Source organism: Cupriavidus sp. 01L45 (assembly GCF_056399885.1).
On record NZ_JBFTSG010000026.1, the window covers coordinates 47,641 to 60,851 of the forward strand.

General features: G+C 65.8%; 9 protein-coding genes and 1 riboswitch. Of the genes, 5 read left to right on the forward strand and 4 right to left on the reverse strand.

The features are described from left to right. Window positions 1–66: 66 nt before the first annotated feature. Window positions 67–327 (reverse strand): hypothetical protein, encoded by a 261-nt coding sequence (locus AC1DT6_RS18885; RefSeq protein ID WP_441632395.1) that lies wholly within the window; start codon window positions 325–327, stop codon window positions 67–69. A 485-nt stretch (window positions 328–812) separates the two neighbouring features. Next, window positions 813–2,477 (reverse strand): S-layer protein, encoded by a 1,665-nt coding sequence (locus AC1DT6_RS18890; RefSeq protein WP_441632397.1) that lies wholly within the window; start codon window positions 2,475–2,477, stop codon window positions 813–815. A 433-nt stretch (window positions 2,478–2,910) separates the two neighbouring features. Here AC1DT6_RS18890 and AC1DT6_RS18895 point away from each other — a divergent pair, with 433 nt between their 5' ends. Together AC1DT6_RS18895 and AC1DT6_RS18900 are read left to right on the forward strand one after the other, a co-directional pair. Next, a complete protein-coding gene (locus AC1DT6_RS18895) occupies window positions 2,911–4,950 on the forward strand; it encodes a LamG-like jellyroll fold domain-containing protein (RefSeq protein ID WP_477111520.1) in 2,040 nt (679 codons plus the stop codon). A 182-nt stretch (window positions 4,951–5,132) separates the two neighbouring features. Next, the gene (locus tag AC1DT6_RS18900; protein ID WP_441632401.1) at window positions 5,133–5,594 is read left to right on the forward strand and encodes a YjjA family protein; all 462 of its coding nucleotides are present in this window, start codon (window positions 5,133–5,135) and stop codon (window positions 5,592–5,594) included. Window positions 5,595–5,627: 33 nt separating this feature from the next. Here AC1DT6_RS18900 and AC1DT6_RS18905 read toward each other — a convergent pair whose 3' ends face one another. Continuing rightward, complete coding sequence (locus tag AC1DT6_RS18905; protein WP_035865338.1) at window positions 5,628–7,181, reverse strand: methyl-accepting chemotaxis protein; 1,554 nt, start codon at window positions 7,179–7,181, stop codon at window positions 5,628–5,630. A 296-nt stretch (window positions 7,182–7,477) separates the two neighbouring features. Beyond that, window positions 7,478–7,733, forward strand: a riboswitch (cobalamin riboswitch). Between the two features lie 124 nt (window positions 7,734–7,857). Between AC1DT6_RS18905 and AC1DT6_RS18910 the strand changes: the two genes are divergently transcribed. Genes AC1DT6_RS18910 through AC1DT6_RS18920 form a run of 3 tightly spaced genes read left to right on the forward strand, consistent with a single transcriptional unit; the run spans window position 7,858 to window position 12,753 of the window. After that, window positions 7,858–10,104 (forward strand): TonB-dependent receptor, encoded by a 2,247-nt coding sequence (locus AC1DT6_RS18910; RefSeq protein WP_477111521.1) that lies wholly within the window; start codon window positions 7,858–7,860, stop codon window positions 10,102–10,104. 8 nt (window positions 10,105–10,112) lie between these two features. Continuing rightward, on the forward strand, window positions 10,113–11,642 hold the full coding sequence (locus AC1DT6_RS18915) for a PepSY domain-containing protein (RefSeq protein ID WP_441632406.1): 1,530 nt from the start codon (window positions 10,113–10,115) through the stop codon (window positions 11,640–11,642). A gap of 52 nt (window positions 11,643–11,694) precedes the next feature. Continuing rightward, window positions 11,695–12,753, forward strand: a complete 1,059-nt coding sequence (locus AC1DT6_RS18920; protein ID WP_441632408.1) for a HoxN/HupN/NixA family nickel/cobalt transporter — start codon at window positions 11,695–11,697, stop codon at window positions 12,751–12,753. 117 nt (window positions 12,754–12,870) lie between these two features. Here the strand turns inward: AC1DT6_RS18920 and AC1DT6_RS18925 are convergent, their stop codons facing one another. Then, complete coding sequence (locus AC1DT6_RS18925) at window positions 12,871–13,188, reverse strand: HigA family addiction module antitoxin (protein ID WP_441632410.1); 318 nt, start codon at window positions 13,186–13,188, stop codon at window positions 12,871–12,873. Window positions 13,189–13,211 lie beyond the last annotated feature (23 nt).

Below are 13,211 nucleotides of genomic sequence, written 5' to 3' on the forward strand. Positions count from 1 at the left end.
GTTGGCGGGGGGCGCGAGCCGGAGCCGTGCGACAAGAGCAGCAGCGGAACTGCGCGGGCGGCGCGCTTATCGGATACGCCGGCCGGCGAGGCGAAGCTCCATCACAAAAATACCCCGTTCCGGGTCATAGCGGGCAATTTCCGCGCAATTGGCAGCATTTTTTTGATTTTTATCGAATTCACCCGCACCCACCACGGGTAGCGGCGCGGGCTGCACCTGCGACGCCGGGTCGCGCCCCGCTTCGGCGGCGGCCTGCATGCGGCGCAGGTCGGCGAGCACCAGCGGCGAGATACGATCGAGCAGACGGCTGGACCTTAGCTTGTTCATGGCGGCCTTCCCCGGATGGATGTCGCCAGTGTAGGCCGGCGTCCCGGCCGTTGAATGTGCCCTGAGACACGCTCCGGAGCGGATTTCGCGCGATGTCACGCTCCGCGCGGCCAGGCTCTCCGGGGCCAGGCTGCCTTTGAACTGGTGCGCGAGTGGGTTCTGTTGATCGAGGGTGGTCCGCTGGTGTCGCTACGTCTTCTTGCTGACGCTGGGGGTAATGGCCATGGCGATCCGTGTCCTTGCTCCAGGAGGCTTCACAAGCGCGCCTGCCATTGCCGGGCAGGCCGCGCCGCTAAGGGCCGGTGCATTGCGCGTCCGGCCCGCCAGTGAAAGCCGATTCATCGCTGTCGTCAAGACGCGGTGCCGCGTAATCGTGCCGCCGGCATGGCAATGCGCAAAGATCTGAACACTGCAATCGAAAACGTTCAGATCGCATGGTATCGCCATGCCGGTCCAGCGGCTTGCGGCCTTACGTGCCTACGCGCTTACGCGCCGGACGCGACCGTCACGAACACCGGGTTCGAATAGAACCACAGGTCGTTGTAGTTGCGCGCGTTGATGGCATCGAAGCGTGCCGCATTCTCGACCAGGTCGGTCTTGGTGTCGGGCAGCGGGTTGCCGTTCGCGGTTTCTCCCGGCACGTTCAGCCCGAGATTGGTGCCCCGCAGGCGGAAGTACTGGCTCTTGGCCGCGGTGAACGTGTAGGTCACCGTGTTGTAGCCATCCTTGTCCAGCTTCCAGTCGGTCTTGGTGAAGGTTGCGATGACCTTCGTGGAATCATTGGTCTCCTTGCTGTATTCCGGCGTACCAGGCGCGGGGCGACGGGTGACGTCGCCGGCGATCAGGTCGATATGGTCCACGGTCGGCCTGACGTTGACATTGACGCCGCTGTCCAGCGGATACTCGAACCGGTTCCGGTCCGGGCTCTTGAAACGGATCGTGACAGTGACCTTGTCACCCGCCTTGGCCATGAGTTCGCCGCCCATCTCGCGCTTGGTGCTGCCGGCCGCCACATTGAAATCCAGTGCATTGATCAGGTCGCCGAACACCGAGAAGGACTTGCCCGCACGCAGGCTGTCCAGCAAGCCCTTGATGCCGGTGCCTTCCATCCACAGGTAGTTGCGTGCGTATTCGCCCGGGAAGTAGCCGCTGCTGAACTGGCCGCCCGCGGTCTTGAAATGGTGGTCCGAGTTGGCGAGGTTCCAGAAGCGGCGCCCGTCGCCCAGCAGGGCATCCCAGATGCCACCGACTTGCGCCACCACATAGTCCACGCCGCCATAGGTGCGCGACTTCAGGTTGGCATCGATATAGGCGCTGTTGTAGCCGCCGCGATCCGGCTCCATCTGGTTGCCGACCATGCCTTCCACCGCGAACACGATATTCGGCGCGAGGTCGTTCAACTCACGATAGTTGGCGGCGGTGTACTTGCCCGGATTGCGCGACGGGTGGTTGATCAGCGCGTAGCTGCTGTCCGGGTAATTTGTCTTGAGCCAGTTGAAGGCCAGCAGCGCGTCGGCGTGCGTGGTAAAGGCGCGCGGGCCTTTGGCATTCCACGCCGCCACGTCCACCGGATTGAACAGGGTGTCGGCGCGGTTGGTGAAGAAATACTCGAACTCGTTGGCGGCCTTGAGGGCCGGTGCGAGCGCGGGCGAGCCGGAGAAGATGCCCACGTTCATGTGGTCGTGGGTCGGCATGTCCCACTCGAAGGCGGAGAAGATCAGCTTGCCGGGATAGCGGCCGTCAGCCTGCATTTGCTTGACGGCAGGCACTTCGTAGTCCGCCATGCCCTTCGAGAATGCCACCGAGCCGCCAGGGATGGCCGTGCCGGCCGGGTCGCGATCCGAGACGCGCAGGTGGTTCGACAAGGCCATCCAGTCGAGGTTGCTCGCGGTGAACGCCTGGTCGAGCACCGTGGCCAGGGGGCTCTGCGCATCGTTGGACTGGATCGTATGTACATGCAGGTCGCCGGTGGTCCACTTGCCCGTGACTTCCGCGACCGGCGGGGTGACCGGCGCGGCCGGCGCGGCCGGTGCGCCGGGGGTGGCCGGAGCGGCGGGGCTGGATTGGTCGCCGTTGCCGTTGCAACCGTAGAAGCCGCCGGCGATGCATAGCGAGGCGGCCAGGCCGATGATGGATTTGGAGTGACGCATTGGATTTCCCTGGTGACGTTTTACGTATTGACCCGATCTGTCCGCGCGCCCTGGGCCGCCGGGCGATGCGTGTCACTGGCATCACCCCTTGCCCGGACGCACTGGCAAAGATTCTTGTGGGCGCCGATGTTGACGATCGTTAGTGACAGAAAGGTGACGTCGGGAAAACAAATCCTGTTTTTTGGTAAAACGATACACTTAGTCAGCCTAATGTCGCCTCTTCGAGACAAAATTCCAACCTACAGAACAAAAAACAAATGCCTGCGACATCTCTTCATGCGCATGTCATCTCTGCTGGCTAGCTTTGCCGCTTCCTGTTCCACATGGAAAGTCATGACAAAGAAGCACGAAGCCGATGCGCGGCAACAGGTACAGAAGACAACAACCAGCGTGCCGGACGAACGCCGCAGGAGCTTGCTCAGGGCCGGACTGGGTGCGACGCTGCTGCCTGCTGCCGGCAGGCGGCAGTGCATTGCTGGCTGCGTGCGGGGGTGGGGGTGGCGACGACGCGCCCGCCGCGCCGAGCACCGGCAGCCCGGCACCGCAGCCACCGGCCGGCCCGCAGCTGGCATCCAATTTCGCGCTGGCGGTACTGCCCGATACGCAGTTCTACTCGCGCTATGCAACGCTGGCGGAGAACGACCAGTTCGGCCGCAAATTCAACAGCGAGCCGTTCCAGGCGCAGACCAACTGGGTCGCGGACAATGCCAAGGCGCTCAACATCCCCTTCCTGATCCATCTCGGCGACGTCGTGGACCAGCAAGGCAAGCCCGAGCAGTGGGTGGTGGCCGACCAGGCCATGAAGGTGCTTGAGAGCGCCAAGATCCCGTATTCGATCCTGGCCGGGAATCACGATGTCATTCTCGACCTCGACTACAGCGGCGGCCCGAACGACACCGGCACCGACACGGAGCGCACGCTGGCCAACGAGCCCTACCTGAAGACGTTCGGCACGGCCCGGGCCAGCAAGCAGGCCACCTTCGGCGGCCGCGACCCGAGCGGCTTCCACGAGTACCACGTGTTCGAAGCCGAAGGGCAGAAGTTCCTGGTGCTCTCGCTATCGTGGCGCGTCTCCGACAACGGCATCGCGTGGGCACGCCAGGTACTGCGCAACAACCCGACGCTGCCAGCCATTCTCGCCAACCACCAGTTGATCAATATCGACAAGGACGGGGTTACACCGCTCGAGGTGCCCTACGGCCTGCTGCTGTGGGAAAAACTGATCAAGGACAACGACCAGATCTTCATGACGCTGAACGGCCACTACCACGGCGCCGCGCGGCTTACCAAGACCAATGTCTACGGCAACGCCGTCGAGGAAATGGTGGTCGACTATCAGATGGCCTACCAGGGCGGCAACGGCCTGATGCGGCTGTACGAATTCGACCTCACCGCCAACCAGATCAAGGTGCTGTCATTCTCGCCGTGGGTGCCGCAAAAGCCCAAGCACACGCTCAATGGCTTCGACCAGGCCGTGCTCGACGCGCCCAACGAGACCTTCACCATCCAGATGGACTTCGCCAAACGCTTTGCGCGCTTCAATCCGGGCTTCAAGGCCGCCACGGCAACGCGTACATCGCTGGCGGACCAGGCCAAGGCGATGATTCTCGCGGGCTTCAAGGAACCTGTGAAGGCCGAACAGAAGCCTGCCAGCAATTCGGAGGACTATCCGCACGTGGCGCAAACCGTGGCGCACTGGCGCTTCTTCGGGGGCGCCGCGGGCAGCGCGGTGCCGGTGGGACAGGTCGTGGCCGACCAGTCCGGCGCCAACCCGCTAAGCCGCGCCGCGCTCAATGTGGACGGCGTGACTGCCGCCCAGCTGGGCGATGTGGTGTGGTCCGACGACCACCACTACCTGTCGGCCGCGCCGGGCAGCGTGCGCTTCCTGAACACCAACAAGAACGCGCCGCTGCGCATGAGCTATTTCGTCACGGGAAGCACGGCACCCATCAATGCCGCCACCCTGGAAAGCGGCTACACCGTCGAAGCTTTCATCAAGATCGACAAGAACTGGAGCGCCGGCAACAACGCGTGGATGAATATCATGACGCGCGACGGCAAACGCGGGAGCCTGGCCGGCTTTACCGGGGGCGACCCCGAGTCGCCGCCGCTGCTGTTCGCCATCTCCAGCCTGCGCGAAGTGCAATGGGAAGTCGTGCCGGTGCTGAGCGGCAGCCGCGACGGCAAGACCAACTGGTCCGGCGAGATCATTGCCGACAAGTGGCTGCACGTGGCCATCGTCAACGACGATGTCAGCCATGAAACCATTCTCTACGTGGAAGGCGCGCCGGTGCTGCGCAATGCCGGCAACGCCCCAGGCCTGGCCACGCTCGCGGCGGACATGCCCTGGGTAATCGGCGGCGGTTCCTGGGACGGTGCGCGCGCCGACGGCTTCTTTGGCAGCATTGGCGAGATCCGCATCGTGGGCAAGGCCCTGCAAGCCGCCGAGTGGCTGACGGCACGCAAGGCCTGAGRCCGGATAGGGGGTGTAGCCGCGGCGTCTCCCGGCGCAGCCTGGCATCGGGGCGGACGGTGGCGGATTGCGCCCCGATTGCACCTGGATTGCACCTGGATTGCGCCCGGATTGCGTGCAATGGCAATCCGGGCACGCACTATAGTGGAAGCTGGTTTCCACCAAGCCGGGAGGATCGCCGCATGAACGCCAGAATCTATCGCAACACAGTCGTGAAGATCCTGATCGCCACGCTGATACCGGTGGCGGCAGCGCACGCGCAGCTCGGGGACATGCTCAAAGGCGCGACGCAGGGCAGCGAGGGCGCCATCGGCGGACTCGGCAGCCTGGGCGGGATGGGCAGCATGCCTTCGCTGCAATCCCTGACGTCCGGCAGCACCGGCAATATCGCCGGCATACTGGAATTCTGCGTCAAGAACAACTATCTCGGCGGCGCCAGCGGCGCCGCTTCCGTCAAGGACAAACTGCTGGGCAAGGTTGAAGGTGGCTCGCCCACCGCCGATAGCGGCTATACCGACGGTGCCAAGGGCATCCTGCACAACAGCGACGGCAAGCAGTTCGACCTGAGCGGCGGCGGCCTCAAGGATCAGGTCACCAGGCAGGTCTGCGACAAGGTCCTCGCCCAGGGCAAGTCGCTGCTGTAAGCAGCGGCTTGCCGCCCCTGCCGGGGCGGATACTCAGGCAGCCAGGCGGAACGCCGACACCGCGTGATGCAGCGCGTCGGCCTGATCTTCCAGCGAAGCGGCGGCGGCGCTCGCCTGCTCCACCAGCGCCGCGTTCTGCTGCGTCATCTGGTCCATCTGCGCGACCGCGCGATTGACCTCTTCGATGCCGGTGCGCTGCTCCGCGGTGGCCGATGCGATGCCATCCATGATGGACGTCACGCGGCTGACCGCGTTGACGATCTCGGCCATGGTCTGGCCAGCCTGCTCGACCAGGGCAGAGCCGCTGTCGACCTGGCCCACCGACTCGACGATCAGCGTCTTGATCTCCTTGGCCGCGCCCGCGCTGCGTTGCGCTAGATTGCGCACTTCCCCCGCCACCACGGCGAAGCCGCGCCCCTGCTCGCCGGCGCGAGCGGCTTCCACCGCGGCGTTCAGCGCCAGGATATTGGTCTGGAAGGCGATGCCGTCGATCACGCCGATGATGTCGTTGATCTTGCGCGAGCTGGCGGTGATGCCGCGCATCTTGTCCACCACCTGGCTCACCACGCTGCCGCCCTGCTGCGCAATCTGCGAGGCGTCGGCCACGTACTGGCTGGCCTCGGTGGCGTTGTCGGCATTCTGGCGCACCGTCGCCGTGATCTGCTCCATGCTGGCCGCGGTCTGCTGCAGCGAGGCAGCCTGCTGCTCGGTACGGCTCGACAGGTCGGTATTGCCGGAGGCAATCTCCTGCGCGGCCGAAGTAATGGATTCGGCCGACTGCTGGATCCCCGAGACCGTGCGCGCGAGCTGGTCGCGCATATGGCCGATCGCGTACATCAGGCTGGCGCGGTCATCCGGGGCGACCGTGACCTGCGCGGTGAGGTCGCCGCCAGCCATGCGCAACGCAAGCGCCGCCGCGGTGGCGGGCTCGCCGCCGACCGAGCGCTGGATGCTGCGGATCAGGAGCGTCGCCACCACGGAAATCACGATGCCGAGCAACACCAGCAGCCCGAGCGACTGATACAGCGAGGTGCGGAATTGCGCCTCCACGTCATCCATATAGGTGCCCGCGACGAGGTCCCAGTTCCATGGCTTGTAGCGTGCCACGTAGCCGACCTTCGGGCTTGGCTGGTCGCTGCCAGGCTTGGGCCACCAGTAGTCCAGATGACCCGAGCCTTCCGCCGAAGCGCCACGCGCCGCGATATCGACGTACAAGGCGTTGCCCTTGGCGTCCTTGAAATCGCGCAGGTTCTTGCCATTGAGCTTGGCGTTGATGGGATGCATCAGCATCACGGAATCCGCGCTGACGATGGTGATGTAGCCGTCCTTGCCATAGCGCTGCGCGGCGATGCGGGCAGTGGCCTGGGCCTTGGCCTCATCCTCGGTCATCTTCCCCTGGCGTGCCTGCTCGGCATAGTCGCGCACCAGGGACAGCGACATATCGACCACGTTGGCCAGTTCGCCACGACGGTCCGCCATCTGCAACTGGCGGGTCTGGAAGGCGTGCATCACGGTCAGCAGGAGCAGACCTAGCCAGGCCAGCACGAGAGGGATCCACAGCTTTTTTCGCAAGGTCAGTTGATTCATGAAGTTCGCTTTTTCTAGGCAAGTACCAGCGATGCGGGAGACACGCGGCATCTCCGGGATATCGGAACGGCTTGCGCCTTCTTTAGCGTCAACTGGGGAAAGCCCGCAAGAAAAAAGCAAGAAGCGGCATCTATATCGTACAAAGCACCACAGTGAAGAGAGATCCCGTCGTGACGAGGACGCCGGCACTCTCATGGTGCATTGCCGGCCACCCGAATATGCCTGTCAAAAACCACTGGAATGCGGCTACAATCCGCCTCGCATTCGGATTCACTGTTGCAAGTGAATTGCAATTGGAATGCAAATGGTTCGAAGGTGCCCTCGCGCGCGTCAAGCGGCGGGGGTTAAACGGGAAACAGGTGCGCCACGGCCAGGCCGCGGCAAATCCTGTGCTGCCCCCGCAACGGTCAGCAGGTACAAAGGTGTCACGCCGCGCCCGTAGGCAGCGGCAGCCACTGCGCATCGATGCGTGGGAAGGCGGCACCCCGGACGCGCCCCAGTGGCAGGCGTCCCCCTGCGAGCCCGGATACCGGCCTTCGACCGATCACCGAGGCTGCGGACGGGCGGCCAGGCGTGAGGCGGCTGGCCATGGGCCCGCCGCCACTGCGCGCTCGTCCGTGGCTTCTTCGTTCATTGCCGCCAGGCGGGGTCGCCTGCGGCCAACGATGGAAAGTCCATGTCCGCGCGCCCTCGCATTGCCCGCACCCCCCTGCCGGGCTCCTCCAGGCACCTTTTCACTCCCGCCCCGCGCAAGCTGGCGCACCACTGCGCGCTCGCGCTCTCGCTCGGGGCCTTTGCCACGCTGGGCACGGACGCGGCCTGGGCCGCGGACGATACGCCAGCCTCGGAGCGCTCCCAGCCGTCTCGGAAAGACACCACGGTGCTACCGGCGGTGATGGTCACCGGTGACTCGCAGTTGCCAGGGCTGGCACTGTCGGAGCCCACGGGCACGGGCAGCCGGCTTGGCCTGACCCCGCTGGAAACGCCTGCCAGCGTCGAGGTGCTGTCCGGCGAGACGATACGCGAGCGCGGCGACCAGTCGGTGCGCGAAGCCGTTACCCGCACCACCGGCATAACCTCCAACGGCGCCCCCGGCAACGGCGGCACGTCGCTCACGGCGCGCGGCTTCTCCGGACAAGGCTCGGTGATGCAGCTGTACGACGGCACACGGCTCTACGTCGCCTCCGGCACCGTGACCTTCCCCTTCGACACCTGGTCGGCGGACCGCATCGAAGTCCTGCGCGGCGCGGCCTCGGTCATGTACGGCGAGGGCGCGATCGGCGGCGTGGTCAACGTGATCCCCAAGAAGCCGCTGCGCGCGCCGATCGCCAACGAGCTGCAGCTCACCGGCGGCACCCAGCGCACCGCGCGCGCCGCCTTCGACAGCGGCGGCGCGGTCAACGAGAATCTCTCGTACCGCTTCAATGCCAACTACGCGCGCTCCGGCGGCTGGGTGGACCGGGGCGATTCGCGCAGCGTGGCGGTGTCGGCCGCGGTGCGGCTCGACGTATCGCCGGAGTTCAATATGACGCTGTCCTATGACGACGGCGACCAGCACCCGATGCAATACCTGGGCACGCCGCTGGTCAGCGGCAGCCTGGACACCTCCCTGCGCAAGAAGAACTACAACGTCGGCGATGCCGAGATCACCTACCGCGACCGCTGGACCCGGCTCGCCGCGCAATGGCAGCCCAATGAGCGAGTGACGGTGCGCAACCAGTTCTACTACCTCACCAGCCAGCGCCACTGGCGCGATGCCGAGTCCTATACCTTCCTGCCGGCAACCGGCCAGGTGCGCCGCACCGACTACCTGGAAATCCTGCACAACCAGGAGCAGGTGGGCGACCGCGCCGACCTGAAGATCGACGGGCAGCTGTTCGGCATGGCCAATACCGCCCTGGTGGGATTCGACGTCAACCGGATCAACTTCACCCACAGCAACAACTCGCCCTACGGCGGTACCTCCACCGTGAATGCCTACCAGTTCGATCCGGGCCAGTTCTTCAGCCCGCCGGGCATCGTCACGTCGCCGCGCTTCCGTACCCACACCACGCAATACGCGCTGTTTGGCGAAGACCGCCTCAAGCTGACCCGGCAATGGTCGGTGATCGGCGGCGTGCGGCTCGACCATGCCGAACTGGAGCGCGGCAACCTGGTCTCCGGCGACGACTGGACCCGCAGCTTCAACAACGTCACCTGGCGCGCGAGCACGGTCTACGAATTCACACCCGCCTTTTCCGTCTACGCGCAGTACGCCACGGCCACCGACCCCCTTGGCGCACTGATCACCACCTCRGATGCGCAAAAGGACTTCAAGCTCGCTACCGGCAGGCAGATCGAAGCCGGGGTCAAGCAGTCGTTCTGGAACCAGCGCGGCGAGTGGACCTTTGCCGCCTACCAGATCGTCAAGAAGAACCTCCTCACGCGCGATGCCGGCAACCCGGCGCTCTCGGTGCAGGTAGGCGAGCAGTCCTCGCGCGGGCTGGAAGCCTCGGTCAGCGTGGAACTGATGCGCGGCCTGCGCGTGGATGCCAACGGCACCTTGCTGCGGGCCCGGTACGACGACTTCACCGAAAGCGTGAACGGCGCCCTGGTCTCGCGCAACGGCAACGTGCCGACGAACGTGCCGCAGCAGGCGGCCAACCTGTGGCTGACCTGGGCCTTCGCGCCGCGGTGGCAGGCCGGCGGCGGCCTGCGCTACGTGGGCAAGCGTTATACCAACAATGCCAATACGACGGCCATGCCGTCGTACACGGTGGTCGATGCCTCGCTGCAATGGCGCATATCGCGCAAGACGGCGCTGACACTGCGGGTCTACAACCTGTTCAACCGCGACTACGCCGAATCGTCCGGCAACAGCGGCGCCCAGTGGCTGCTGGGACGGCCGCGCGCCGCTGAGCTGTCGGCCAACTTCTACTTCTAGGCCAGGCCATGGCGAGCACGCCCCTGTCCTGGCGCGAGTCCTGCTGGCGCTTCACGCGCCGCTGGCTCTATCTGGTGCACCGCTGGGCCGGCATCGCCGGCTGCCTGCTGATCGCCATGTGGTTCCTGTCGGGACTGGTCATGATGTATGTGGCCTTTCCCGCGCTGACCGACGCCGAGCGCCTCGCGGGGCTGCCGCCGCTGGACGTGGCCACGGTGCGGGTCTCGCCCGATGCGGCGATGGCCGGCGCAGGCCTCGCCCGCTTTCCGCGCAGCCTGCGCCTGGAAATGATGGGCGCGCACCCCGTCTATCGCATGGTCGACTGGAACGGGAAGCCACACACCGTGTCCGCGCGCAACGCGGCCCGCATCGAACAGGTGGATGCCCCCGCCGCGCAAGAGATCGCCCGGCGCTTCTCCGGCGCCGCCGGCGCGCGCTGGATCGAGACCGCCGAGCGGGACCAGTGGACCGTGCCCAACGGACTGAATCCCTGGCGCCCGCTGCACCGCATTGCGCTGGACGATGCCGCCGGCACCGAGCTGTATGTCTCCGCGCGCACCGGCGAAGTCATGCGCGACACGAACCGCAACGAGCGATTCTGGAACTGGCTTGGCGCGGTCCCGCACTGGCTTTACTTCACGCCGGTGCGGGCCGATCCGCCGCTGTGGCGGCAGGTGGTGCTGTGGACATCCGGCGTCTGCATCGCCGTGGCGATCAGCGGCATCTGGATCGGCTGGCTGCGCCTGCGCGTGCGCCGCCGCTTTGCGCATGGCAGCGCCGGCGGCACCTCGCCCTATCACGGCTGGATGGCCTGGCACCATATCGCCGGCCTGGCCGGTTCGCTGTTCCTGCTGGCCTGGCTGGCAAGCGGCTGGCTATCGGTCAATCCCAACCAGTGGTTTCCGGGGCGCGCGTTTGCGCAGCCCGCGCTGGAGCGCTATGCGGGCGAAGTCCTGCCGCGCTTTCCCGCCAGGGACGCCACGGCGCTTGCGGGGATGCCGCCTGGCACCGGCGCGCCCCCGCGGGAAATCAAGATGGCCTGGCAGGCCGGATTGCCGGTCTTGCTGGTGGCGCGGGCCGCTGCCGGCGCCGCGGTCACGACGCAGGCTTACCGTGCCGACACCGGGGCGCCGCTTGCGATCTCCGCCGGGGCGCTCGCGCAGGCTGCCGCCCGGCTGGTGCCGGACGCGGCTGTCGCTGGCAGCGACCTGCTGCAACAAGACGACGCCTACTGGTACAGCCACCACCAGCCGCGCAAGCTGCCGGTGCTGCGCGTGCGCTTTGACGATGCCGCCGAAACCTGGGCGTATATCGATCCCGACAACGGCAACCTGCTCGGCCGCAGCGACAGCAGCCGGCGCGCCTACCGGTGGTTGTTCAATGCCGCGCATAGCTGGGATCTCGGCTGGCTGCTGCGGCATCGCCCCGCCTGGGACCTGGCGGTCTGGCTGCTTTCGATCGTCGGGCTGGCAGGCGCTGTCAGCGGCGTGGTGATCGGCTGGCGCAGGTTGTTTCGCAGGCGCCGCCGCCGGGCATGAATCCCGGCGGTCGCCCATTTACCCAACATTCCGGACCGTTCACGGAGCCCCCATGTTTCGCTTCCTCGCCAGCATCTTCAACGACCAGGACGCCGACGTGCGCCGCAAGGTCATTGCGCTCTATGTCTTCCTGATCGCCGCCAACGCCGGGGCGTGGGTGTGGGCGCTGGTGGCGTTCCGCGAGCACCCCATGCTGCTGGCCTCGGCGGTCCTGGCCTACACGCTCGGCCTGCGCCACGCCGTCGATGCCGACCATATCGCAGCCATCGACAACGTCACGCGCAAGCTGATGCAGGAAGGCAAGCGCCCGGTGACGGTCGGCTTCTTCTTCTCGCTCGGCCATTCCACCGTGGTCACGCTGATGTCGATCGGCATCGCCGTTGCCGCCGCCGCGCTGCAAACGCGCTTTGCGGACATGAAAGCCGTGGGCGGCATGATCGGCACCAGCGTGTCCGCGCTGTTCCTGTTCCTGCTGGCCTTCTTCAACCTGCTGATCCTGATCTCCGTGTGGCGCGCCTTCCGGGCGGTCAAGCGCGGCGAGGCGCTCAAGGAGCAGGACCTGGACCTGCTGCTGAACAACCGCGGCGTGCTGTCGCGGCTGTTCCGCCCGCTGTTCCGGCTGGCCAGCCGCAGCTGGCACCTGTTCCCGATGGGGCTGCTGTTCGGCCTCGGCTTCGATACCGCCACCGAGGTGGCGCTGTTCGGGCTATCGGCGGCGGAGGCGGCAAAAGGCGTGCCGTTCTGGACCATCATGGTGTTCCCCGCGCTGTTCACCGCCGGCATGTCGCTGGTGGACACCACCGACGGCATCCTGATGCTGGGCGCCTACGGCTGGGCCTTCACCAAGCCGATCCGCAAGCTCTACTACAACATGACCATCACGCTGGTATCGGTGATCGTCGCGGTAGTGATCGGTGGCATCGAAGCGCTCGGACTAATCGCCGACAAGCTCGGGCTGGAAGGCGGCCTGTGGGACGTGATCGGGGAGCTGAACGAACATTTCGGCATGCTCGGCTATGTGATCATCGGCGTGTTCGTGCTGAGCTGGCTGATCTCGATGGTGGTGTACCGGGTCCGGCGCTACGATGAGATCGAGGTGCGGATGGGGTGAGGTCTGGCGAGGCGGACCTGCGCCGCTCGCTGAAATGGGAACCACATCGGCGCCCTTGCTCAAGCCATTGAGCGAGTGTGGCCGGAGCGGAACTTATATGGGCTTCCCGCCGGTGCCCTATGCGCAGGACGGCTCCGCTTCGTCCATGACCGGACGAGCAATCGGCTTGATGTGTTTCCGGGGCTTCTGCGCGGCCATCCAGAGGTCGTAGGCCGTCTGCATACCGCACCACATCTCGCGGCTGGCACCCAACGCTTCTTCCAGGCGAATGGCAATATCGGGCGTAATTGCCGCATGGCCGTTCACGATACGGGAGAGCGTGGCACGCGTCACTTCGATGTGCTCGGCGAACGCCGTGATCGTCATGTCGTCGAGGCCCGCCAGCCATTCAGCGAGGACCGTGCCGGGATGCGGAGGCTTTTGCATCCGAGTCATGATGGGCTCCTTGATGTCAGTAC